The sequence below is a fragment of the Nocardia aobensis NBRC 100429 genome (assembly GCF_000308375.1).
Lineage (GTDB): Bacteria > Actinomycetota > Actinomycetes > Mycobacteriales > Mycobacteriaceae > Nocardia > Nocardia aobensis.
Map to the genome: position 1 here is coordinate 23,768 of NZ_BAFQ01000061.1, position 23,570 is coordinate 47,337.

Below are 23,570 nucleotides of genomic sequence, written 5' to 3' on the forward strand. Positions count from 1 at the left end.
ACCACCCGGGCCCGAGCTCGGGCGGCCGAGGGCAGAGCGTGAATGCGCTGATCCCGCTGCTGCTGGCGATTCTGCTGGTGCCCGTCGGCGGTGTCTTCGCGGCGATCGATTCCGCGTTGATGACGGTTTCGGCGGCGCGGGTGGAGGATCTGGTCCGCGCGGACCGGCCGGGCGCCCGCCGGCTGGCCCGGATCACGATCGATCGGCCGCGCTACGTGAACCTCATGGTGTTGCTGCGGCTGACCTGTGAGATCGCGGCGACGGTCCTGCTGGTGGCCGCACTCGGCGAGGTGCTCAGCTGGGGGTGGGCGCTGGCCGTGACCGCGGTGATCATGGTCGTGATCGACTATGTCGTCATCGGTGTCGGCCCGCGCACGCTGGGCCGCCAGCACGCGTATTCGATCTCGCTGGCGGCCGCGCTGCCGGTGCAGGCGATCGGGGCGCTGCTCGGCCCGGTGAGCCGGTTGCTGATCATGATCGGTAACGCCATCACCCCGGGGCGCGGATTTCGCAACGGCCCCTTCGCTTCCGAAGTGGAACTGCGCGAGATCGTCGATATGGCGCAGCAGAGCGGTGTGGTCGACTCCGAGGAACGCCGCATGATCCAGTCGGTGTTCGAACTCGGCGACACCGCGGCGCGCGCAGTAATGGTGCCGCGCACCGAGATGGTGTGGATCGAGGCGGACAAGACGGTGGCGCAGGCGATGTCGCTGGCCGTGCGGTCCGGGCATTCGCGCATTCCCGTGGTCGGCGAGAACGTCGACGACATCCTCGGCGTGGTCTATCTGAAAGATCTTGTGCCGTATGCGGATCGGGGCCGCAGTGTGCAGGTGCGGGCGGTGATGCGGCCGGCCGTGTTCGTGCCCGACTCGAAACCGCTCGACGCTCTGCTCGACGAGATGCAGCGTCGCCGCAATCACATGGCGCTGCTGGTGGACGAATACGGCGGGATAGCGGGGCTGGTCACCATCGAGGACGTCCTCGAGGAGATCGTCGGCGAGATCGCCGACGAATACGACACCGACGAGATCGCGCCGGTGGAGGAACTGGGCGAGGGCGTCTACCGCGTCTCCACCCGGCTGCCGGTCGAGGATCTGGGCGAGCTGTTCGGCTTGGAGATCGAGGAGGAGGACGTCGACACCGTCGGCGGCATGCTGGCCCACACACTGGGCCGGGTGCCGCTGCCGGGATCGGAGGTCGTCGCGCACGGGCTGCTGCTGCAGGGCGAGGGCGGCGCCGATACCAGGGGGCGGGTGCGCGTGCACACCGTCGTCGCGCGCCGGGCGGGGGAGCCGGGCGAACTGTCGGGCGCGCTCGCGGATGCGGTGCGCGGCGACCGTCAGGGGCGGGAAGAGACGTCGAGATACGAGAACGGAGATGGCGATGACCGAGGGTGAAACCGCCGAATCGAACACCGGCGAATTGAGCGCCGAGGACGGCAAACTGCTGGTGCTGGCCCGCGGTGCGATGGGACGCACCGGCGGGGTGGCGGGCGCGGCGATCCGCGATACCGACGGCCGCACCTACGCCGCCGGCACGGTGGACCTGAACGCGTTGTCGCTGTCGGCGCTGCAGGCGGCGGTCGCGGCCGCGATCTCCAGCGGTGCGGAAGGGTTCGAGGCGGCGGTGCTGGTCGGCGGGCAGGATGCCGATCCGGGCGTGGCCGCGGTGCGCGAGGTGAGCGCCTCGGCCGCGATCATCGTCACCGATCGCAAGGGTGCGACCTACCGCACCGTCGACGCCGGAACCGAGACGGCACGATGAGCGTCGAGCAGCCCGGTGAGGGCGAATTCCGTTCCGGCTTCGTCTGTTTCGTCGGCCGGCCCAATACCGGCAAATCCACGCTGACCAACGCCATGGTCGGCCAGAAGATCGCGATCACGTCCTCGCGTCCGCAGACCACGCGCCACACCATCCGCGGCATCGTGCATCGCGACCACGCTCAGCTGATCCTGGTCGACACTCCGGGACTGCACCGGCCGCGCACGTTGCTGGGGCAGCGCCTCAACGATCTGGTGCGCGACACCTACTCCGAGGTCGACGTGATCGCGCTGTGCATTCCGGCCGACGAGAAGATCGGACCGGGTGACCGCTGGATCGTGCAGCAGGTCCGGCAGATGGCGCCGAAGACGACCCTGCTCGGCGTGGTCACCAAGATCGACAAGGTGGACAAGCCGCAGGTCGCCGAGCAACTGCTCGCGGTCTCGCAACTGCTGGGCCCCGAGGCCGAGGTGGTTCCGGTCTCCGCGGCCAAGGGGGAACAGGTCGAACTGCTCGTCGATGTGATCGCCTCCAAGATGCCGGAGGGCCCGGCGTTCTACCCCGACGGTGAGCTGACCGACGAGCCCGAGGAAACCCTCATGGCCGAGCTCATCCGCGAGGCGGCGCTGGAGGGTGTGCGCGACGAGTTGCCGCATTCGCTGGCGGTGGTGATCGAGGAGATCATGCCGCGCGAGGAACACGAGGACATGCTCGACGTGCACGCGCTGCTGTACGTGGAGCGGCCGAGTCAGAAGGCGATCATCATCGGCAAACGCGGCGCGCGGCTCAAAGAGGTCGGCACCGCGGCGCGCAAGCAGATCGAGCACATCCTGGGCACCCGCATCTATCTGCACCTGCACGTGAAGGTCGCCAAGGACTGGCAGCGCGATCCCAAGCAGCTGCGCAAGCTGGGCTTCTGATCGATGCTCCCACCGGGGATCGGCCTCGAGCCGGTGCGGTTACGGGGTTCGACCTCAGGTCTCGCGTCGATGCCGTCGCTTTCTGTGATCTCCGTCTCGGGGCGCGCGCGAAACGCGGCGCGCATCCGGGTAACCGCCCATATCGGATTCGCAGGTGGGCCGTAGTCGAATTGTGATGTGCGATTCCGGTATTTCCGCAGGAGCGGGCGAACTGTGTGCGCACGCACATTGTGAGACGGGCCTACGATCCTGGCGTGAAGTGGATGTCCCGGGCGTTCGGCTCGAAAGAGCTGCCGCCACAAGTGCGTTCGGATCTGGAATCGGAAGGGATCGTCGTATTCGGCCCGGTGAGTGGATCGCTGGCCAGACGCAATTATCGGACGCCACTGCACTACGGTTCCTCCAGTTGGGAGAACATCGTCGGCGGCACCATCGGGATGAGCAGAAAGCGCCTCGTCATCTGGGGTAATCAGGAGGCGTTGGTCGACGTCTGGCTGGGTCATCCCGCCGTCACCATGGAACTGCAGGGGCCCGAGCGCATGCTTGTCGAGGCCGACCGCGGCGCGATCGACCCGATCCGCACCGGCTGGACCACGTTGATGCTGCGCACAATTCACGCACCCCGCATCGCGCAGCTGTATGCCGAGGGACTGCCGCGCAGCGTGTAGCGGCCACGAAGGCCTGGCGCACCCGCGGGGGCGGATGCCCGGCGACTCGGTGGCCGGGGCGGTTACGTGGCGCCCGAGCGGTGTCGAGTGGCGTGGGGGCGCGGGCACGTCGGGGTGGCGTGGGAGACTGTGAACGTGTTGTTGTATCGGGACCAGGCCATTGTGCTGCGCCAGCACAAGCTGGGTGAGGCCGATCGCATCGTCACGCTGCTCACCCGTCAGCACGGGCTGGTCCGGGCGGTGGCGAAGGGTGTGCGCCGCACCCGGTCGAAGTTCGGCGCCCGGCTGGAACCGTTCGCCTATATCGACGTGCAGCTGTATCCCGGACGCAACCTCGACACCGTGACGCAGGTGCACACCGTGGAGGCGTTCGCCGCCGATATCGTCGCCGACTACGGTCGCTACACCACCGCCTGCGCGGTGCTGGAGACCGCCGAACGTCTCGCCGGTGAGGAGCGCGCCCCCGCGCCCCGCCTGCACACCCTGACCGCCGGCGCCCTGCGCGCGATCGCCGCCGGCCGGCGCCCGCACGAACTGATCCTCGACGCATTCCTGTTGCGCGCCATGGGTTTCGCGGGCTGGGCGCCCGCTCTCGACGAATGTGCCCGGTGTGCCACCCCCGGCCCGCACCGCGCCTTCCACGTGGCCGCCGGGGGAGCGGTCTGCGTGCACTGCCGTCCGCCCGGCTCGGCCACGCCCGCGGTCGGGGTCCTGGAATTGATGAGTGCGCTCAATCGCGGAGACTGGACCGGACTCGACGTGGTTGCCGAGTCCGTCCGCCGCCAGGCCAGCGGGCTCACCGCCGCCCATCTGCAATGGCATCTGGAACGGCAGTTGCGGACGTTGCCGTTGATCGAGCGCTCTCGTCCGCACGAGGCGGCGGAGCCGCCGGCGTCGCGGGTGGGATAGACCGGCCGGCTACCCGAGGTCGGCCAGCTGCGGGACCGCCGGCGCCATGGCCTCGATCCACGCGGCGGGTGAGCCCGTGGTCGGGGTGATCAGCACCGCGTCGATGCCCAGTTTCGCGTAATCGGCCATGCTGCGGACGAATTCGTCGCGAACGTCCGGATTCGGGCGCGGATTGTTGGCCATGATCGTGGTGCGGATGGTGTCGAAATCGCGACCGACGTCGTCACAGTGGCGGCGCAGCACGTCCAGTTTGTGGGCGACGTCCTCCGGCGACGTGCCGAACAGATTGCAGGCGTCGCCGTACTGTGCGACCAGCCGCAGCGTCTTCTTCTCGCCGCCGCCGCCGATCAGCACACTCGGGCGATGGATCGGCTGCGGTGCGCACAGCGTCTCGGCCAGCTGGTAGTACTTGCCCTCGAACGGCCCGTTGTTCTGCGGATCCCACATCTGCGCGCAGATCCGCAGTGTCTCCTCCAGCCGCTCGAACCGCTCGGCCAGCGGCGGGAACTCGACCCCGAGCCCGCGATGCTCCCGCTCGAACCACGCGGCCCCGATCCCCAGCGTGGCCCGGCCGCCCGACAGCACGTCCAGGGTGGTGACGATCTTGGCGAGCAGACCCGGATGCCGATAGGTCACGCCGGTGACCAGCAGTCCGAGATCGATCGAGGTGGTATGTGCCGCAAGGTATCCCAGCGTGGTGTATCCCTCCAGCATATTCGCCTCGGCCGGTAGGCCGGTCGGCTCGATCTGGAAGTAGTGATCCATGAACGACAGCCAGGTGGCGCCCGCCACCTCCGCGGCCTGGCCTACGCGCGCCAGCTCTCCCGCGATCGCGGGGGTGCCGCCGTCGATATCGAAGATAGGAATGTGAAATCCGAGCTCCATGGAGTTCTCCCTCGTCAGTGACTGACTTCCCGTGGAGAACGCTATGCCCTGGAGCGCACTCCAGGTCAAGAGGTTTCCGGGAATGCGGGCCCTGCGTGCGGCTCGGACGGGGTAATTTCACTGGAAGGTCCCACCAACCCTACGGAGAAAGCTTCGATGTCTCACGAGCTTGTCGAGTTCGATACGGAGAAGGCGCATTCGGCGCGGATGTACGACTACTACCTCGGCGGCAAGGACAACTATCCGGCCGATCGCGAGGCCGCGTCGAAGGTGATGGAGGCGTTTCCGGAGACCGCGCAGGCCGCGCGGGCCAATCGCGAATTCGTCCATCGGGCAGCGCGTTTCGCGGCGCGCAATGGTGTGCGGCAGTTTCTCGACATCGGCACCGGAATTCCGACCGAACCGAATCTGCACAACGCCGTGCAGGCCGTCGATCCGCATTGCCGCGTCGTGTACGTCGACCACGACCCTCTGGTGCTGGCGCATGCCCGCGCGCTGATGATCGGCTCGGAGAAGGGGCGTACCGAATACATTCCCGCGGATGTGCGCGATCCGGACGTGATCCTCGGCTCGGAGCAGTTCCGCGCGGTGATCGATCTGTCCCGGCCGGTGGCGCTCAACCTGGCCGCGATCATGCATTTCGTCACCGACGAAGAGGGCGCCTACGACATCGTGCGCACCTATATGGACGCGTTCGCGCCCGGGTCCTACCTCAGCATCACCCACGCCTCCAGCGATGTGAATCCGGAACGACTCGCGAAGGTGGCGGCGGTCTACGCCCAGGCCGGGATGAAGGTCGCCCTGCGCAACAAGGGCGAGGTCGCCCGCTTCTTCGACGGGCTGGAGCTCGTCGAGCCCGGCGTGGTTCCGATGCACCGCTGGCACCCGAATCCGGACTTCTACATCCCGGAGGAACGGCTCGCGTGGGCCGACGAGGCGTTCGGCATCTGGGCCGCGGTCGGCGTCAAGCCCTGAGCGGATGCGTAGGCCCAGGTCGGCGCGGAAATCCCACGGCACCGGTCACGGGCGGCGCGCGGTGATGCAGGATAGGTGGCGTGATCGGTAACCGCTCCCAGACCACCCGCACGATTCGTCCGCCGTCACCGCACCCGTCGGGCGCCACCCCGCCCGCGCTGCCGCCGGAGTTCGTGCCCAGGCATGTGGCGCTGGTGATGGACGGCAACGGCCGGTGGGCCCAGGATCGGGGGCTGCCGCGCACCGCCGGGCACGAGCGCGGCGAGGCGGTGCTGATGGACACCGTCGAGGGGTGTATCGAGATCGGCGTGAAATGGCTTTCCGCCTATGCCTTTTCGACCGAGAACTGGCGGCGCAGTCCGGACGAGGTCAAATTCCTGATGGGCTTCAACCGCGACGTGATCCGGCGCCGCCGCGACGAGATGCACGAGATGGGCGTGCGGGTGCGCTGGGCGGGCCGGCGACCGCGCCTGTGGCGCAGCGTGATCAAGGAATTGGAGATCGCCGAGGAGCTCACCAAGGACAACACCGTGATGACGCTGACGATGTGCGTCAACTACGGTGGCCGCGCCGAAATCGCCGACGCGGCACGGGAAATTGCGCGGAAGGTGGCGGCCGGACAGCTGGATCCGGAGAAGGTCACCGAATCGACCTTCGCGAAGTATCTCGACGAGCCGGATATGCCGGATGTGGATCTGTTCCTGCGCCCCTCCGGCGAGCTGCGCAGTTCGAACTTCCTGATCTGGCAGTCCGCCTATGCGGAGTTCGTCTTCCAGCACACCCTGTTCCCTGATTTCGACCGGCGCGACCTGTGGGAGGCCTGTGTGGAGTACGCCAAGCGCGATCGCCGGTTCGGTGGTGTGAAGTGAGCAACGATCTGACCGTCGCCCGGGAACTGCAGGCCCAAGCCGCCGCCTGCCTGCGTCGATGCGATATCGCCGTGCGGGAGGAGGACGGTGACGCCCTCGGCTTCGAATACGAGGGCGCGCTGTGCTCGTTGCGCGGCGTCACACTGGCGCCGGGCCTGGACGTCCTCACGCTGACCTGCGTGCTCGCCTGGGATCGCCCCTTGAAGCCGCAACTGCACAAGCGAGTCGCCGATCGCAACAACGCCCTGCAGTTCGGCTCGCTGACGATCATCGCCCACGAGAAGCTCGCCGACGTCCTGCTGCGCTATACCTTCCCGGCAGCCGGCCTCGACGACGACGCCCTGGCGACGATGCTGCTGCTCGTCCTGTCCGGCGCGGGCCGCGCCCGCCAGGGCCTGGTGCCCTGACCGGCCCGGTGTGCCGCTGATCGAATCAGCGGGCGATGTGGGCGCAGTCGCGGCAGGTGCCGAACACCTCCATGGTGTGGCTGATGTCGGTGAATCCGTGCTCGCCGGCGATCGCCGCGGCCCAGGCCTCGACGGTGGGGCCCTCCACCTCGACGGTGCGCCCGCACTGGCGGCAGACCAGGTGGTGATGGTGGCCCTTGGAGCACTGCCGGTACACGGATTCGCCTGTGTCCGTGCGCAGGACGTCGACCTTGCCGGCGTCGGCGAGGGACTGCAGGGTGCGGTAGACGGTGGTCAGGCCGATGCCCTCACCGCGGCGGCGTAGTTCGTCGTGCAGCTCCTGGGCTGAACGGAATTCCTCGATATCGCCCAGCAGTGCGGTGATCGCGCTGCGCTGGCGGGTGCTGCGAATTCCGACGGTCTTCTCGGCGGTGTCCGTCTTCTCCGGCACGGTCATCCTTCCTCGGCGTGTGCGACGGCGTCGACGACGATGCGTGCCAGATGGTCGTCGACCAATTCGTAGATCACCTCACGGCCGGTGCGTTCACCGCGCACCACGCCCGCGGACTTGAGAATGCGCAGGTGCTGGCTGACCAGGGGCTGGGTGACGCCGAGCGTATCGACCAACTCGTGCACGCAGCGCGGCGATTCGCGCAGCTGCAGCACGATCGCGATCCGCACCGGCGCGGCCAGTGCGCGCAGCAGTTCGCCGGCGTTGTCGAGCGTGGTGCGGGCGGGGACCGCGGGGGCGGTCGGGGCGCGATAGGGATACGGGTCGTGCGGGATCGGCGTGGGCGCCTCGACGGCGACGCGGCTTCGACGCGCGGGGACACCGCTGTCGGCGGTCATCGAACCAACTCCTTATTGGAAACCGATGCCATTATTGATATGCACACGTGCGCATGTCAAGGAAGCGCGCTGTACCGCCTCTCCGCGTCTTCGGCGTGTCGCGGGCGCTCCACGATTGTCGTGTCGGGCCGGCGGTCTGTGTCGGGCCGGGTTTTGGGCGTTCCCGGCGAGTTACCCATGTGCGCGCGAAATCAGTCGTTGCCGGGGCGATACTGCCTCGCGGTGTTCGATCCGGTGTCAGTAGGCTGGGGCGAATCGTTCGGACCCATCATCCAGAGGGAGACCTTCCACCGTGGCACCCAAGTCGAAGATCGACACCGTCGCGAATCTCGCCAAGCGCCGGGGTTTGGTATACCCCAGCGGCGAGATCTACGGAGGGACCCGGTCGGCGTGGGATTACGGTCCGCTGGGTGTGGAGCTCAAGGAGAACATCAAGAAGCAGTGGTGGCGGGCCATGGTCACCAGCCGCGACGATGTGGTCGGCCTGGACTCCGCGATCATCCTGCCGCGGCCGGTGTGGGTGGCCTCGGGGCACGTCAGCGTCTTCAACGACCCGCTGGTCGAATGCCTGAACTGCCACAAGCGGCACCGGCAGGACCACCTGCAGGAGGCGTACGCCGAGAAGCACAAGATCGACGATCCGGACTCGGTGTCCATGGAGCTGATCGGCTGCCCGGACTGCGGCACCGTCGGTAAGTGGACCGAACCGCGCGACTTCAACATGATGCTCAAGACCTACCTCGGGCCGATCGAGTCCGAGGAGGGCCTGCACTATCTGCGTCCGGAGACCGCGCAGGGCATCTTCGTGAACTTCGCGAACGTGATGACCACCGCGCGCAAGAAGCCGCCGTTCGGTATCGCGCAGATCGGCAAGAGCTTCCGCAACGAGATCACCCCCGGTAACTTCATCTTCCGCACCCGCGAATTCGAGCAGATGGAGATGGAATTCTTCGTCAAGCCGGGTGAGGACGAGCGGTGGCACCAGTACTGGATCGACACCCGTCTGGCCTGGTACACCGACCTCGGCATCGACCCGGAGAATCTGCGGCTCTACGAGCACCCGAAGGAGAAGCTCTCGCACTATTCGACCCGCACGGTCGATATCGAGTACCGCTTCCACTTCCAGGGCAGCGAATGGGGTGAGCTCGAGGGTGTCGCCAACCGCACCGACTTCGACCTGTCGACCCACTCCAAGCATTCCGGCACCGATCTGAGCTTCTTCGACCAGAACACCAACGAGCGCTACACGCCGTACGTGATCGAACCCGCGGCCGGCCTGACCCGCTCGCTGATGGCCTTCCTGATCGACGCCTACACCGAGGACGAGGCGCCCAACGCCAAGGGCGTCATGGAGAAGCGGACCGTACTGCGCCTGGATCGCCGCCTCGCGCCGGTGAAGGCCGCCGTACTTCCGTTGTCGCGCAACGCCGATCTGTCGCCGAAGGCGAAAGACCTTGCCGCGCAACTGCGTAGGAACTGGAACGTCGACTTCGACGACGCCGGCGCGATCGGCCGCCGCTACCGCCGCCAGGACGAGATCGGCACCCCGTTCTGCATCACCGTCGACTTCGACACCCTCGAGGACCAGGCCGTCACCGTGCGCGAGCGGGACTCGATGGCGCAGGACCGGATCGCGCTCGACCAGGTGGAGGGCTACCTGGCGCAGCGCCTGCTGGGCGCCTGAGTTCACCGCGGCGCGGACGGGCATACCGCATTCGTATTCGGACATAACCGAAGACCCGGGCGTTATCGGGGCGAATCGCGCGCCGAAGTGGGATCGGCGGAAATATCGCCGTCGTCCGGGTCGTTCCGAGCACTGAGCAGTCCGAGATCCCGCGCGCCCCCGGGGCGCTGCCGGGCCCGGCCCACAGGTGCGACGAAAGGTCCTGATCATGGCGCAGGCGGTCAAGTTCGATCGTTACGGCGATATCGATGTGCTCGAGGTTCGCGAGATACCGGATCCGCAGCCCGGGCCCGGACAGGTCGCGGTCGAGGTGGTGGCCGCGGGGATCAACCCGGGTGAGGCCAAGATCCGCAACGGCTCGCTGCACGAGCGCTGGCCCGCCACCTTCCCCGAGGGCGAGGGCACCGATTTCGCCGGGCGCATCGTCGCCCTGGGCGAGGGGGTGAGCGGGATCGCCGTCGGCGACGAGGTGCTCGGATTCAGCGACAAGCGCTCCAGCCACGCCACCCGGGTGGTGGTGCCGGCCCAGCAGGTCACCCCGAAGCCGGTGGGTCTGTCCTGGGAGGTCGCCGGATCGCTGTACGTCGCGGGCACCACCGCCTTCGCCGCCGTGCGCGCGGTGAGCCCGGAGGCCGGTGACACCATCGCGGTGTCCGGCGCCGCCGGTGGAGTGGGATCCATTGTGGTGCAACTGCTTCGGGCCCGTGAGGTGACGGTGATCGGCATCGCGGGCCCGGACAACCAGGACTATCTGCGCGAGCTGGGGGCGGTCGCGGTGGAGTACGGTGACGGTCTCGCCGAGCGCCTCCGGGAGGCGGCGCCCGCCGGTATCGATGCGTTCATCGATACGCACGGCAACGGCTACGTCGAACTCGCCCTCGATCTCGGCGTGAAGCCCGAACGCATCGATACGATCATCGATTTCGCCGCGGTGGAGAAATACGGCGTCAAGGCGGAGGGCAATGCGGCCGCCGACACCATCGACGTGCTCGCCCAGCTGGCCGAACTGGCCGCCGCGGGGGCCGTCCGGATTCCGATCGCCGCCACATATCCGCTCGCCGAGGTGCGCGCGGCGTTCACCGAACTCGAGCGCGGCCACACCCGGGGCAAGATCGTCCTGCTGCCATGACATCTGTCATGGCACAGTCGTGACGCTCGGGCCAGGTACGACGCCCGGCTCCACGCGACAGTGGAACCATGACATCAGCAATGACATCCGGTTCGGCGGAACGGGTCGCCGCCGCACCGGTGATCGAGCTTCGCGGACTGACCAAAACCTTCCGCAGCTCCGCCGGGCCCGTCCGCGCGGTCGACGGACTCGATCTGACCGTCACCGCGGGTGAGGTGGTCGCCTTCCTGGGACCCAACGGTGCCGGGAAGTCCACCAGTATCGACATGATGCTCGGCCTGCTGCGCCCCGACGCCGGCACCGCCCGAATTCTGGGCGGAACACCGGCGGAAGCGGTTGCGGCGGGCCGAGTTTCGGCGGTTCTGCAATCGGGCGGCCTGCTTCCGGATCTCACCGTCGGCGAAACGGTGCGGGTCGTCGCGTCCCTGCATCGTCATCCGCGCCCCGCCCGGGAGGTGCTCGTCCGCGCCGGAATCGACGGCATCGCCGACCGCATGGTGGGTAAATGCTCCGGTGGTCAGCAGCAGCGCCTGCGCTTCGCTCTCGCGCTGCTGCCCGATCCGGACCTGTTGATCCTCGACGAGCCGACCACCGGCATGGATGTGGAGGGACGCCGCGATTTCTGGAACGCCATCCGCGCCGACGCCGGTCTCGGACGCACCGTCGTCTTCGCCACCCACTATCTCGACGAGGCCGACGCCTACGCCGACCGCATCGTGCTGGTGCGGGGCGGGCGGGTCGTGGCCGACGGCAGTGCCGCGTCGGTGAAGAATCTGGCCTCCGGCCGCACGGTCTCGGCGACGCTGCCCGATGCCGACCCGGCGAGCCTGCTCGCCCTCGCCGGCGTGGACCGGGTCGAGCAGCGCGGTGATCGAGTGCTGGTGCACGGCAACGACTCCGACGCGGTCGCCCGCTATCTGCTGACCCGGACACCGGCCGTCGACATCGAAATCACCGGCCGCAATCTCGAAGACGCCTTCCTCGCACTGACCGGAGACAACTGAGATGACCACATCGACCGTGCCCCGCGCCATCCGTCCGAGCGCCGGCGGATTCAGCTGGGGATTCCTGCTGCTCGAATTGCGCCGCATGCTGCGCAACCGGCGCACCGTCATCTTCGCGCTGGTGATGCCCGTGGTGTTCTTCGTGATCTTCGGCGCCCAGAACTCCTACCGCAACGAGACCTACGGCTCGGCGAATGTCACCGCCTACGTGATGGTGTCGATGGCCGTCTACGGGGCGATGCTGGCCACCACCAGCGGCGGCGCCATGGTGGCGGTGGAACGCGCCGCCGGTTGGGTGCGTCAGTTGCGTCTCACGCCGCTGAGCCCGGCCGCCTACGTCGCCACCAAAGTGGCCGGCGCGATGGTGCTCGGATTGTGTTCGGTCGTCGTCGTTTTCGTCGCCGGCGCGGTGACCGGCGCGCATCTGACCACCGGCGCGTGGGTGGGCTGCTTCCTGATCGCGTGGCTGACCTCCGTGGTCTTCGCGGCATTCGGACTGTTCATGGGATATGTGCTGCCCTCGGAGAACGTGATGCAGATCCTCGGCCCGGTGCTGGCACTGCTGTCGTTCGCCGGTGGATTGTTCATGCCGCTGCACGGCTGGTTCGAAACGGTGTCGAAGCTCTTCCCGACCAACGGCGTCGCGACGCTGGCCCGGTTGCCGCTCGGCGACACCACTGCCGGTTCCGCCGCACTGGCGGTGCTGAACATCGTGGTCTGGGCCTCGGTATTCGCCCTCGGAGCCGCGGTTCTGTTCCGGCGTGATACCGCTCGCTGACCGACGCGCCGCACCGTCCGCCCCGGTGGACGGTGCGGTAGCGTCGAAATCCGGCGGCGCCGGCCGAGGCGGGAGACGGAGGGTGACGATGCGGGTACCTCCGGTCGATCGGCCGATTTCGGGAGCGCTGGACCGGATCGCCCGCAGAATGGATCACGAACCCGCCCCGCAGACCGCCATCCAGCATCGACGCCTGCTCTTCGGCGCGGTGCTGGCATTGGTCTGGTTGCTGTATCTGATCGCGCCGATCGTCTCGCAATGGCAGGACGGGCATCGCGGGCGGGCCGTCGCGGCGGCCTTCTGCCTCGCGGTCTTCTGGGTGCTGACGGCCTCGTGCTTCGGTCCCTTCCGGCAACCTGACTGGGAGGAGAAACACGCGCACGCTGGGCTGCCGGTCTCCTACGAATGGCCGCGATGGCTGGTGGTGGGCGGGCTGGCGGCCCTCGCCGCGAGTTTGACGGTGCTGCTGGGCGTCACCGGTCTGGGCACCGCCATCTACGTCGCGGCCGGCGCCGTATTCGTCCTGCCCCCGGCCAAATCCGGTGCGGTGGTGGCCGGGACAGCCGCGCTGTTGATCGGCCTGTCGCTGCATTACGGCAGTGCCCCGTTGTATTTCGCGTTCATTCCGGTGGTGATGTGGACCGGCCGCGAAGTCGGCCGGCGGCGCGGACAGCTGCGGGAACTCACTCGCCGCCAGCAGGGCGAGCTGGCGATCGTGGAGGAACGCAACCGGGTGGCGCGCGACGTGCACGACATCCTGGGGCACTCGCTGACCGTCATCACCGTCAAAACCGAACTGGCGCAACGGCTGCTCGACACCGATCCCACCCGCGCCCGGCAGGAGCTGGCCGATGTGGAGCGCCTGGCCCGCGAGGCGCTGGCGGGGGTGCGCGATACCGTCGGCGGCCTGCGCGAGGTGTCGCTCTCGACCGAGCTCGTCAACGCCCGGACCGCCCTGCGCGCCGCCGGTATCGAGGCGGCGCTCCCGGATCCCGCCGAGCTCCCCGCGCGCCATGCGGTGATCTTCGGATGGGTCCTGCGCGAGGCGGTGACGAATGTGGTGCGCCACAGCGGCGCCGGCCACTGCCGGGTGTGGGTGAGCGAGTCGCGGATCGAGGTGAGCGATGACGGAAAAGGGCTGTCCGGCAGTACCTTCGGTTCCGGTCTGACCGGTTTGCGCGACCGGGTGCGCGCCGGGGGCGGCAACCTGACGGTCGAGACACCGTCCGGCGGGGGAACGCTGATCGCCGCGGAGTTCCCGACGGCCGACAGGCGGAGTTGAGCAGGGCGAGGGGATTCGGCAACTCGGACCGGCGAAGGTCACGCGGATGTGCACCCGGGCGGGCGGACGAAGATGCCTTCGCCGGTCGGGCGGCGGATACCCCACCGGCCGCATTAGGGTCGCAGCTGTGCGTGTGATGATGTCGATCGGTGAACCGCGACGGGGGCGACGCCGGTGATCCGGTTGTTGCTCGCCGACGATCAGGCGCTGGTGCGGGGCGCGCTGGCGGCGCTGCTCGGGCTGGAGGCGGACCTCGAGGTGGTGGCCGAGGTGGGCCGGGGCGACGAGGTTCTGGACGCCGTGCGGCGCACCACGCCGGATGTGGTGCTGCTCGATGTGGAAATGCCCGGAATGGACGGAATTTCGGTGGCGGCGCAGCTGCACGCCGAATTCCCGCGTATCCGAATTCTGATGGTGACCACATTCGGCCGCCCCGGCTACCTGCGTCGCGCCATCGACGCCGGAGCCGGCGGATTCGTCGTGAAGGACACGCCCGCACGGGAATTGGCGGATGCGGTGCGGCGCGTGCACATGGGCCTGCGAGTGGTGGATCCGGCACTGGCCACCGAAACCCTCACCGCCGGAACCTCTCCGCTCACCGCACGCGAGCGCGAGGTGCTCGCCGCGGCGGCGGACGGGTCGACGGCGGGGGTCATCGCGAAGCGGCTGCATCTGTCCGAGGGAACCGTCCGCAACCATCTCTCGGCAGCGATCGGCAAGACCGGCACCCGCACTCGTGCCGAGGCCGTCCGCGCGGCCGAACGTCTCGGCTGGTTGTGAGCGGCCCCCGCCGCGGCGGGCGTAGATTCGCCGATGTGCATCTGACGCAGATCCGCCTGATCGTGTCCGAATTCGACCGCTGCGTGGCGTTCTATCGCGACGTTCTCGGACTGACACCGCAAACCGACGACCCGCGCCCGCCCTACGCGGCGTTCAAACCGGCGCTGGGCAGCACGCTCGCGCTGCACGAGCGCGCGAATCTCGCGGCGGCGCTGGGGGATACCTTGCGGTCCGGGGTCGGCTCGCGCTCGTCGTCGGGTGACGACGTGGCGCCGGTCCCGCCCGCCGACGCGGCGATGGTGTCGTTGCGGGTCGACGACCTGGACGACTATCTCGCCGCGATCACCGCCCGCGGCGCCGAAATCTCGGGCGAGCCCGTCGCATACGACGGACGCGTGCGCTGCGCCTATCTGCGCGACCCCGAGGGCAACCTGATCGAACTGCAGCAGTGGCTCGCGACGCGCACCGGCGAGGCCGTGCCACCGGCGCGGTGAGACGAGCAGATCAGAATCGCCCGCCGCGGCTGATCCGGCGGGAACTGTCGGAGCCGCCGAAAGAGGCCGGACCCCACCCGGATCCGCCCATCGAACGGCCGCGATAGCCACTCCCCGCGCCGCGCAGCAGGCTGTCGATCAGAATGCCGCCCAGTACCGCACCGGCCTGGGACGTACCGGAAGCCGGGCGATGGGTCTGCCACTCCCGCACATCGGCCTCGGCGGCGTGCAGTGCGCGGGTGGCCAGATCGGCGGCCTGTTGCGCACTGCTCAGCGCCGCCTGCGGGTCGGTGGCCGAAAGCTCCTGCGCCCGATCGAGATTGCGCTGCGCTTCGGCCAGGCGAGTACGAGGCGCGGCGTCGATACCGCCGCGGCGGGTGTCGATGAAATCGGCGGCCGCGCGGACCTGGCTCTGCGCGGCGATCACGGCCTGATCCAGGCGGCGCCGCAGCTGCTCGGCGGCGAGTTTGCGCTCGCCGGCCGCGGCGACCGCGCGATCGAGTGCGGTATCGGCCGCGACCGCGCGGTGGAACGTGCCGAGCGGATCGCGGTCCCCGGTGGTCCGGGCCGCTTCCCATGCGGTGCGGGCGCCCGACATCGCCGCCGCCAGTTCCGGGCCGCCGTGTTCGGTCAGGCCCTGCGCGGTCTCGAGGTCGCGGCCCAGTTCGTCGATCGCCGCCGGCAGGCCGGCCCGCGCCTGGGTGATATCGGTTTCGGCGGTGTCCACGGCGTCGAGCAGGGTGCGGGCGGCGGTCACCGCGGCCTCCGCGCCGCGAATCGCCGCGACCACCCCGCCCTGACGACCGACCGGCTCGGCCGCGGCCCGGCGGCCCTGCTCGATCGTGTTCTCGGCGAACCCGATTCGCTCCCGTGCCATCGCCACGTTGTCGCGCACCGGCGCGGTGACCGATTCCGGTTGTGCGGCCAGCAGCCGGCGCAGGGTCTCCTCCGAGCGCGGCAGCCGCACGGTGAGATCGACCACATCGCGGGTCAGCGTGTCCAGCCGTTGTGGCGCGTCGATCAGCAGATTGCGCATCGCGTCGAATTCGGCCACCTTGTCGTCGAGTTCGGCATCGGCCCGCCCGCAGGTGGCGATCAGCTCGACCAGCAGATCGCGGCGCTGATCAGGGGTTTCGGGGATGTCGTCATCGAGCCGCTGGCGGATCGAAAAGGCATGTGCCATCGCCCGTTTCGCCGACTCGAGCGCGGCGGCGAACGGAGCGGTCGCGGTGGCGCCGAATTCGTCGGTGGCCAGCCGCAGTTCCTCGGCACTGGCCCGGATCGCGTTGTCGGTGTCGACCAGCACCTGCGCCGAGCGGGACTCGAGCAGATCCGGGCGCAGCCGAGCCAGCGCGGCGGTGTCGGTCGGATCGACCGCGCGGGCGGCGTCGGTCTCGGCGCGGTCCCGGGCCCGCCGGCGCAACTGCGAATAACCCAGCACCACACCGATCACGCCCAGCACGATCAGGGTGATCACGATCAGCGGCCAGATCCCGACACCACCGGAATCGCCCATGGCCGTGGACAATCCGTCCGCCGCGGCCACCGCCGCCTCGGCCCACTGACCGTTGTGCAGTCGCGGCTCGACCTGATCGGTGAGCAGCGAATTCAGTTCCGCGTCGCTCACCGAGGGCGGGAGCGCGCCGGTGAAGGAATAGGAGCGGTCGCTGGTCGCGATCGACAGCAGCACATCGCGGTCGCCGAATCCGGACGCGGTCGCGGTGCGCTGACCCCAGGTCTGCGGGTCCAGGCCGCCGAAATCGCGGACGTAGACCACCCACAGCCGCTCCCGATGAGCGGTGTAGAGCGCGTCCACCGAGGCGCGCACGGTGTCGCGCTGCGGACCGTCGAGAACCTGCGCGGAATCGGTGACGTATTCGTTGAGCCGCATCGGTTCGTCGGCGACGGCCGGGCCGCAGCAGCCGAGCACGAACCCGAACACGATCGACAGCAGCAACGCGAGCAGCGTCGGCGGCTGTGATCGTCGAGGACGCGAGTGCGGCGGCATAGCACGAATGTATCCGCCGACACGGCGCGAGGGGCGTTGATCCGGCCGACCCGTGTCGGAACCGATGATTACGATCGGCAGGGTGATCACGCTGGATATCCCCTATACGGGCCACGTCGCGCCGGGCACGAATCCGCAGCAGCGCGACGTGCCGGGCGCCCGGATCGTCAAGATGTCGGTCGGCGGTATGGACAACAACGTCTATCTGGTGCAGGACGCCGCCACCGGCGACGCGGTGCTGATCGACGCCGCCAACGAATCCGAACGCATCCAGGCCCTGCTGGACCAGGAGGTGCCGGGGCGGCTGCGGCTGATCGTCACGACGCATCAGCATTTCGACCACTGGCAGGCCCTGAGCGCCGTGGTCGCCGACACCGGCGTACCGACCGCCGCGCACGCCCTGGACGCCGAACCGCTTCCGGTACGGCCGGATCGGCTGCTCACCGACGGTGACACCGTCTCGATCGGCGACCTGCGGTTCGACGTCATCCACCTGCGCGGACATACCCCGGGATCCGTCGCGCTGGCGCTCACCGACGGTTCCGGCCGCACCCATCTGTTCACCGGCGACTGCCTGTTTCCGGGTGGTGTCGGCCGCACCACCTCCCCGGAGGATTTCGATTCCCTCTACAGCGACGTCACCAGCAAGGTGTTCGACCGCTTCGGCGACGATACGGTCGTCTACCCGGGCCACGGCGACGACACCACCCTGGGTGCCGAGCGGCCGCAGCTCGAGCAGTGGCGGCAACGCGGTTGGTGAGCGGTTCCGGTGCCCTGCGACCGTGACGATCCGGCGCTCCGCAATCGTGGCGTGACCGAGCACTGGCACACTCGGGGAATGCCCTCGGCCCTCACCCATCCCGCACCGACCCGCCCGCCCGCCGCGCCGCGCCGTCCGCGCGGATCGGCGGTCGTGCGGTGGGTGCGCCGGGTGATCGCCGGCACCGTCGTCATCGGGGTCGTCCTCGTCGGCGGCACCGCCTTCCGGGTCTGGCAGGTGGCACGGATCGACGACTACAGCCGTGCCGACGCGATCGTGGTGCTGGGCGCCGCGCAATACGACGGCACGCCGTCCTCGGTGTTCGAGGCCCGGCTCGGACAGGCCTACCACCTGTACACCAAAGGTGTTGCGCCGCTGGTTATCACGGTCGGCGGCAAACAGGTGGGCGACAACTACACCGAGGCCGCCTCCGGTAAGAACTATCTGAAGAATCGTGGCGTGCCCGCCGACCGGGTGCTGGCCGTGGAGACCGGATCGGACACGCTGCAGAGTATCGAGGCGGTCGCCTCCGCGATGCGGGCCCGCGATCTGTCGTCGGTGGTGCTGGTCAGCGATCCGTGGCATTCGCTGCGCACCCGCACCATGGCCCGCGACGCCGGTCTGGACGCGTGGACCGCGCCGACCCGCACCGGCCCGGCGGTCTACACCCGGGAGTCCCAGGTCCACGGCATCGCCCGCGAAACCGGCGCCCTGCTGTGGTATCAGCTCACCCACTTCTCCGCGGATTTCAAATACACCGCGGAGCAGTGAGACACGTATCAGGCGGTATCCCTCATGAGTTTCGACGCGATGCCCGAATGCCCGTATGTCGACGGCGATCACGAGCGCATGGTGTCCGAGACCTCGCCCACGGCGGGGTTGCGGTGGTCGCCGTCACCCGCCCGCCGCAGTGACTTCGCGCGGGACCGGGCCCGGGTGCTGCATTCGGCGGCACTGCGGCGACTTGCCGACAAGACCCAGGTGATGGGGCCGCGCGACGGTGATACGCCACGCACCCGGCTCACCCATTCGCTGGAGGTCGCCCAGATCGGGCGCAGCATCGCCGAGGGGCTGGGCTGCGACGCGGATCTGGTCGATCTGGCCGGGCTGGCCCACGACATCGGCCATCCGCCGTACGGCCACAACGGCGAACGCGCCCTCGACGAATTCGCCGACGCCTACGGCGGGTTCGAGGGCAACGCCCAGAACCTGCGGATTCTGACCCGGTTGGAGCCGAAGGTCTTCGACACGGCGGGGGAGAGCTACGGCCTCAACCTGACCCGCGCCGCCCTCGACGCCACCGTCAAATACCCCTGGGGCAGAACGGCTTCCGGTGCGAAGTTCGGCGCCTACGATGCCGATCTGGACCGGCTGGACTGGGTCCGCAAGGGGGCGCCCGAGCGTCGGCAGTCGCTGGAATCGCAGGTCATGGACTGGTCCGATGACGTGGCGTATTCGGTGCACGACGTGGAGGACGGGGTGATCGCGGGCCGGATCGATCTGCGAGCGCTCGCCGATCCGGCCGAACAGGCCGCCCTCGCCGAACTGGGCCAACGCCAGCACCGCGACCTGTCCGCCGACGATCTGATCGCGGCCGGTCAGCGGCTGTCGCAATTGCAGGTGATCGCCGAGGCCGCCGGCTATGACGGCACCCTGCGCGCCTCGGTCGCCCTCAAGCGGCTGACCAGCGATCTGGTCGGCCGATTCGCGACCGCGGCGGTGGAGGCGACCCGCGCGGCGTGGACCGGGCAGTCGCTGTGCCGCTACGCGGCCGATCTGGAGGTGCCGGCCGTGGTGGCCGCGGAGGTCGCGCTGTTGAAAACGGTCGCGCTGCGATATGTGATGTCCGATCCCCAACACCACGAACGCCAGGCCGAACAGCGCGAGCGCATCCGATACGTGGCCGACCGCCTGTTGGCCGGCGCCCCCCAGGGCCTCGACCCGATCCTGCTGCCGTGGTGGGAGGCTGCCACCGACGACACCGCCCGGGTACGCGTGATCGTCGACCAGATCGCCTCCTACACCGAGAGCAGATTGGAGCGGATCGCGGCCCGATGACCCCGGTCGTCGGCGTGGGCCGACCGGCACGCGGCTAGACTCGGATTTCGTGGCAGGTCGACTTCCGGATCGCGATATCGCGGCAATACGTGAACGCGTACGCATCGAGGATGTCGTCGGTGAATATGTGTCGCTCAAGCGTGCCGGTGCGGATTCGCTGAAGGGGCTGTGCCCGTTCCACGACGAGAAGTCGCCGTCGTTCCACGTGCGGCCGAATCACAGCCATTTCCACTGCTTCGGCTGCGGTGAGAGCGGTGACGTGTTCGCCTTCCTGCAGAAGATCGACCACGTCGGGTTCGTCGAGGCGGTCGAGCAGCTGGCCGACCGGATCGGCTACACGATCAACTACGAGGGTGGCGGGACCTCGGTGCAGCGCGACCGTGGCACCCGCTCCCGGCTGGTCGCCGCCAATGCGGCCGCGCACGAGTTCTATCAGGCGCAACTGCGGGAACCGGGTGCGGAGGTGGCGCGCACATACCTCACCGACCGCAATTTCGACGCCAACGCGGCGCGGCAGTTCGGCTGTGGTTACGCCCCGGCAGGCTGGGACACGCTGACGAAATACCTGCTGCGCAAGGGTTTCGACATCAAGGAGCTGGAGGCGGCGGGGCTGTCCAAGCCCGGCCGGCACGGTCCCATCGACCGGTTCCACCGGCGGCTGCTGTGGCCGATCCGGAATCTGAGCGGCGATGTCATCGGTTTCGGCGCGCGGCGCCTGTTCGACGACGACCAGATGACCGCCAAGTACATCAATACGCCGGAGACGGTGCTGTACAAGAAGTCCCAGGTGCTGTTCGGTCTCGACCACGCCAAGCGGGAGATCGCCAAGAGCCATCAGGCGGTGGTGGTCGAGGGCTACACCGATGTGATGGCCATGCACCTCGCGGGTGTGACGACCGCGGTCGCCTCGTGTGGCACCGCCTTCGGTGACGAGCATCTGTCGATGTTGCGCCGGCTGCTGATGGACGACAATTTCTGGCGCGGCGAGATCATCTACACCTTCGACGGCGATGCCGCCGGTCAGGCCGCGGCGCTGAAGGCATTCTCCGGTGACCAGAAACTGGCCGGGCAGACGTATATCGCGGTCGCGCCCGACGGGCAGGACCCGTGTGAACTGCGGCAGCGTTCCGGCGACGGAGCCGTCCGCGATCTGGTGGCCCGGCGAGTCCCGTTGTACGAGTTCGTGATTCGCGGTCTGCTCGCCGACCACAACCTCGACACCCCCGAGGGGCAGGTCGAGGCGCTGCGGCGTGCGGTGCCCGTGGTGGCGCAGATCAAGGACAACGCGCTGCGCAAGGCGTACGCCACGAAGCTCGCCGGATGGGTCGGCTGGGACGACATCCAGCTGGTGGTGCGCCGGGTCGGCGATCACGCCCGCCGCGGCAAGCCGGTGAAGGGTGTGCCCGGCCGGGAAGCGGCCACCGAGACAGTGGTCGCGGAGTCGGCCGCCGCCCGGCCGAACCCGGGTGACCCGGTACTACTGCCGCAGCGGCAGGTGCTGGCCGCCGCGCTGCAGTATCCGGCGACCGCGGGCCCGATCTTCGACAGCCTCGAGCCCGAGGCGTTCACCCATCCCGCCTACACCGCCGTGCGCGCCGCCCTCGCCGCCGCCGGTGGCACCGCGGCGGGACTCGGTGGCGCGGAATGGGTTTCGCGCGTCGCCGACCACACCGACGACCTGATGCTGCGCGCACTGGTCTCCGAACTGGCCGCCGAGCCGCTTCCGGTGAAATCGATGGACGACATCCCCCGATTCATCTCCGGCGTGCTGGCGCGGGTGCAGGAGGCATGGGTCGGCCGTCAGGTCGCCGCGCTCAAGTCGAAATTGCAGCGGGTCTCGTCGACCGAACAGCCGGACGACTACATGGCCCTGTTCGGCGATCTGGTCGCCCTCGAGCAGTACCGCAAGAGCCTGCTCACCCAGGCCATGGGCAACTCGGATGATTTCAACGTCGCCTGATCGTTCCAACCGGAATGAGATCGACGTCTTTCCATCGTTCCGGGACCGCACTGACCGCCGAGATCGTCGACGGTGACGGCCCGCCGCTGGTGATCGTTCCGGGGGTGATGTCCGATGCCGCCGCCTGGCGGCCCGTGGTGGAGCGGCTCGGTTTGCCCAATCCGGTGGTGACGATCAATCGCCGCGGGCGGGTGCCGAGCGGTCCGCTGGGGGCGGACTACTCCGTACGTACCGAAGTGGACGACCTGCACCATATCCTCGACACTCTCGGCGGTGCGGTGGAGCTGTTCGGATGGAGCTACGGCGGGCTGATCGCCCTGGAGGCGGCTTGTGAGCGGTCGGATCTGCGCTCGCTGATCGCCTACGAACCGGTATCGGCGCCCTTCGCCCCCGCCGCGATCCCCGCGCTGCGCGCCGCCGTCGACCGCGGCGATCTGGACGCCGCCGTCCGGTTGGTCAACACCGATGTGTCGGGCTTCTCCGCGGAATATGTTGCCGCGCTGCGGGAATCGCCGACATGGGCGGTGCTGCGGCCGCTGGCCGCGCCGCTGCCGACCGAACTCGAGGCCGTCAACGCATGTCGGGCGGACCTACAGCGATATCGCGCCCTGACCGTTCCGGTCACCCTGCTGCTGGGCGAACTCAACGCGAACGCCGAACCCTACGGCACCGCCTTCGGCCGCATCGCCCATGCACTGCCGCAGGCCCGCATCGACCTTCTGCCGGGGCAGGGGCATCTGGCCCACGCACAGGCACCGCACCTGCTCGCCCGGCACATCGCCGCCGCGGTGGCGCGGACCGAGGAAAAGCCTGAGGAGATCGGCTCGACCGGTAGGTAGGGCGCGGTCGGTGGCACGCGGTCCGGCGGTGACGCCGGCCGCGGGCCGGTCGGGCGGCTCAGCGCCGGAGCTGGTCCTGGGGGACGAGGACGGTGGTGCGCTCGTCGATCGGCTCCATGGGTTCGAGCCGCGGCTGGGTATTGAGTCGATCCGACAGTTTCTGGCGGCTGGCCTGGACCAGCTTGCGGGTGACCGGGCTGGCGGCGACAGCACGGGTGGTCTTGCTGATCTGCTCGTAGCGAGCCCGCCCCGCCTTGGCCCCCAGCACGTAACCGGCTGCGACGCCGATGATCAACCGCAGCATTCTTTCGGGCTCCTCCCAGTAGCTGTCCGCGCCGTACATCCTGCCCGACACCGAGCCGGGCTGTCGATCCGGCACCACCTTGCCAGACCCCACCGACATTGATGATGGAAAGGATCTTGATCGTCGTGTCTCTCCCACCGACTGTCGCCCTGCTGGGTTGATCATCACTTGGTCTGACCGGCGGTCAAGGTCCCGCGCGCTGGCCGGGCGGACATGACTTAATAAGAGCCTGGCCCGGCCTCATCGA

General features: G+C 68.8%; 25 protein-coding genes. 20 read left to right on the forward strand and 5 right to left on the reverse strand.

The window, feature by feature from the left end; genetic code table 11:
* The first annotated feature begins 38 nt into the window (after positions 1-38).
* From RJ03_RS08075 to recO, 5 genes are all read left to right on the forward strand, one after another.
* Complete coding sequence (locus RJ03_RS08075; protein WP_051024452.1) at positions 39-1,397, forward strand: hemolysin family protein; 1,359 nt, start codon at positions 39-41, stop codon at positions 1,395-1,397.
* On the forward strand, positions 1,384-1,764 hold the full coding sequence (locus tag RJ03_RS08080) for a cytidine deaminase-like protein (RefSeq protein WP_051024453.1): 381 nt from the start codon (positions 1,384-1,386) through the stop codon (positions 1,762-1,764). Before RJ03_RS08075 ends, RJ03_RS08080 begins: the two co-directional genes overlap by 14 nt.
* On the forward strand, positions 1,761-2,681 hold the full coding sequence (era, locus tag RJ03_RS08085; RefSeq protein WP_036499702.1) for a GTPase Era: 921 nt from the start codon (positions 1,761-1,763) through the stop codon (positions 2,679-2,681). Before RJ03_RS08080 ends, era begins: the two co-directional genes overlap by 4 nt.
* 254 nt (positions 2,682-2,935) lie before the next feature.
* A complete protein-coding gene (locus tag RJ03_RS08090) occupies positions 2,936-3,349 on the forward strand; it encodes a hypothetical protein (protein WP_143859879.1) in 414 nt (137 codons plus the stop codon).
* 135 nt (positions 3,350-3,484) lie between these two features.
* A complete protein-coding gene (recO, locus tag RJ03_RS08095) occupies positions 3,485-4,258 on the forward strand; it encodes a DNA repair protein RecO (RefSeq protein ID WP_036499760.1) in 774 nt (257 codons plus the stop codon).
* Between the two features lie 9 nt (positions 4,259-4,267).
* On the opposite strand, the gene RJ03_RS08100 is transcribed toward recO, so the two are convergent.
* Entirely contained in the window at positions 4,268-5,143 is an 876-nt protein-coding gene (locus tag RJ03_RS08100; RefSeq protein ID WP_036499709.1) for an LLM class F420-dependent oxidoreductase, read from the reverse strand.
* 156 nt (positions 5,144-5,299) lie between these two features.
* Between RJ03_RS08100 and RJ03_RS08105 the strand changes: the two genes are divergently transcribed.
* The 3 genes from RJ03_RS08105 (at position 5,300) to RJ03_RS08115 (ending at position 7,394) form a co-directional block, all read left to right on the forward strand.
* Positions 5,300-6,118, forward strand: coding sequence for an SAM-dependent methyltransferase (locus RJ03_RS08105; RefSeq protein WP_036499711.1), 819 nt, complete (start codon positions 5,300-5,302; stop codon positions 6,116-6,118).
* 80 nt (positions 6,119-6,198) lie between these two features.
* On the forward strand, positions 6,199-6,987 hold the full coding sequence (locus RJ03_RS08110) for an isoprenyl transferase (RefSeq protein ID WP_036499713.1): 789 nt from the start codon (positions 6,199-6,201) through the stop codon (positions 6,985-6,987).
* 8 nt (positions 6,988-6,995) lie between these two features.
* Entirely contained in the window at positions 6,996-7,394 is a 399-nt protein-coding gene (locus RJ03_RS08115; protein WP_036499762.1) for a hypothetical protein, read from the forward strand.
* A 25-nt stretch (positions 7,395-7,419) separates the two neighbouring features.
* On the opposite strand, the gene RJ03_RS08120 is transcribed toward RJ03_RS08115, so the two are convergent.
* Positions 7,420-7,851: a Fur family transcriptional regulator gene (locus RJ03_RS08120; RefSeq protein WP_051024455.1), complete on the reverse strand. Its 432-nt coding sequence runs from the start codon at positions 7,849-7,851 to the stop codon at positions 7,420-7,422.
* Entirely contained in the window at positions 7,848-8,243 is a 396-nt protein-coding gene (locus RJ03_RS08125; protein ID WP_025351935.1) for an ArsR/SmtB family transcription factor, read from the reverse strand. The genes RJ03_RS08120 and RJ03_RS08125 overlap by 4 nt, the downstream gene beginning before the upstream one ends.
* Before the next feature lie 292 nt (positions 8,244-8,535).
* Here RJ03_RS08125 and RJ03_RS08130 point away from each other — a divergent pair, with 292 nt between their 5' ends.
* The 7 genes from RJ03_RS08130 (at position 8,536) to RJ03_RS08160 (ending at position 15,394) form a co-directional block, all read left to right on the forward strand.
* Positions 8,536-9,927: a glycine--tRNA ligase gene (locus RJ03_RS08130; protein WP_036499715.1), complete on the forward strand. Its 1,392-nt coding sequence runs from the start codon at positions 8,536-8,538 to the stop codon at positions 9,925-9,927.
* A 208-nt stretch (positions 9,928-10,135) separates the two neighbouring features.
* Entirely contained in the window at positions 10,136-11,056 is a 921-nt protein-coding gene (locus RJ03_RS08135) for an NADP-dependent oxidoreductase (protein WP_036499768.1), read from the forward strand.
* A gap of 68 nt (positions 11,057-11,124) precedes the next feature.
* Positions 11,125-12,060, forward strand: a complete 936-nt coding sequence (locus tag RJ03_RS08140) for an ABC transporter ATP-binding protein (RefSeq protein ID WP_036499718.1) — start codon at positions 11,125-11,127, stop codon at positions 12,058-12,060.
* Between the two features lies 1 nt (position 12,061).
* The gene (locus tag RJ03_RS08145) at positions 12,062-12,838 is read left to right on the forward strand and encodes an ABC transporter permease (protein WP_036499721.1); all 777 of its coding nucleotides are present in this window, start codon (positions 12,062-12,064) and stop codon (positions 12,836-12,838) included.
* An 88-nt stretch (positions 12,839-12,926) separates the two neighbouring features.
* Positions 12,927-14,120 (forward strand): sensor histidine kinase, encoded by a 1,194-nt coding sequence (locus RJ03_RS08150; protein WP_051024456.1) that lies wholly within the window; start codon positions 12,927-12,929, stop codon positions 14,118-14,120.
* Positions 14,121-14,294: 174 nt separating this feature from the next.
* Positions 14,295-14,900, forward strand: coding sequence for a response regulator transcription factor (locus RJ03_RS08155; RefSeq protein WP_036499723.1), 606 nt, complete (start codon positions 14,295-14,297; stop codon positions 14,898-14,900).
* A 35-nt stretch (positions 14,901-14,935) separates the two neighbouring features.
* On the forward strand, positions 14,936-15,394 hold the full coding sequence (locus RJ03_RS08160; RefSeq protein ID WP_036499725.1) for a VOC family protein: 459 nt from the start codon (positions 14,936-14,938) through the stop codon (positions 15,392-15,394).
* Between the two features lie 10 nt (positions 15,395-15,404).
* Here the strand turns inward: RJ03_RS08160 and RJ03_RS08165 are convergent, their stop codons facing one another.
* Positions 15,405-17,402, reverse strand: coding sequence for a TPM domain-containing protein (locus RJ03_RS08165; protein WP_036499728.1), 1,998 nt, complete (start codon positions 17,400-17,402; stop codon positions 15,405-15,407).
* Between the two features lie 64 nt (positions 17,403-17,466).
* Here RJ03_RS08165 and RJ03_RS08170 point away from each other — a divergent pair, with 64 nt between their 5' ends.
* From RJ03_RS08170 to RJ03_RS08190, 5 genes are all read left to right on the forward strand, one after another.
* A complete protein-coding gene (locus RJ03_RS08170; protein ID WP_036499772.1) occupies positions 17,467-18,162 on the forward strand; it encodes an MBL fold metallo-hydrolase in 696 nt (231 codons plus the stop codon).
* A 78-nt stretch (positions 18,163-18,240) separates the two neighbouring features.
* Positions 18,241-18,933 (forward strand): YdcF family protein, encoded by a 693-nt coding sequence (locus RJ03_RS08175; RefSeq protein ID WP_036499774.1) that lies wholly within the window; start codon positions 18,241-18,243, stop codon positions 18,931-18,933.
* Positions 18,934-18,957: 24 nt separating this feature from the next.
* Entirely contained in the window at positions 18,958-20,220 is a 1,263-nt protein-coding gene (locus RJ03_RS08180) for a deoxyguanosinetriphosphate triphosphohydrolase (RefSeq protein ID WP_269750212.1), read from the forward strand.
* A 49-nt stretch (positions 20,221-20,269) separates the two neighbouring features.
* A complete protein-coding gene (dnaG, locus tag RJ03_RS08185) occupies positions 20,270-22,180 on the forward strand; it encodes a DNA primase (RefSeq protein ID WP_036499732.1) in 1,911 nt (636 codons plus the stop codon).
* Positions 22,181-22,194: 14 nt separating this feature from the next.
* On the forward strand, positions 22,195-23,019 hold the full coding sequence (locus RJ03_RS08190; RefSeq protein ID WP_036499734.1) for an alpha/beta fold hydrolase: 825 nt from the start codon (positions 22,195-22,197) through the stop codon (positions 23,017-23,019).
* Positions 23,020-23,077: 58 nt separating this feature from the next.
* On the opposite strand, the gene RJ03_RS08195 is transcribed toward RJ03_RS08190, so the two are convergent.
* On the reverse strand, positions 23,078-23,323 hold the full coding sequence (locus RJ03_RS08195) for a hypothetical protein (RefSeq protein WP_036499775.1): 246 nt from the start codon (positions 23,321-23,323) through the stop codon (positions 23,078-23,080).
* Positions 23,324-23,570 lie beyond the last annotated feature (247 nt).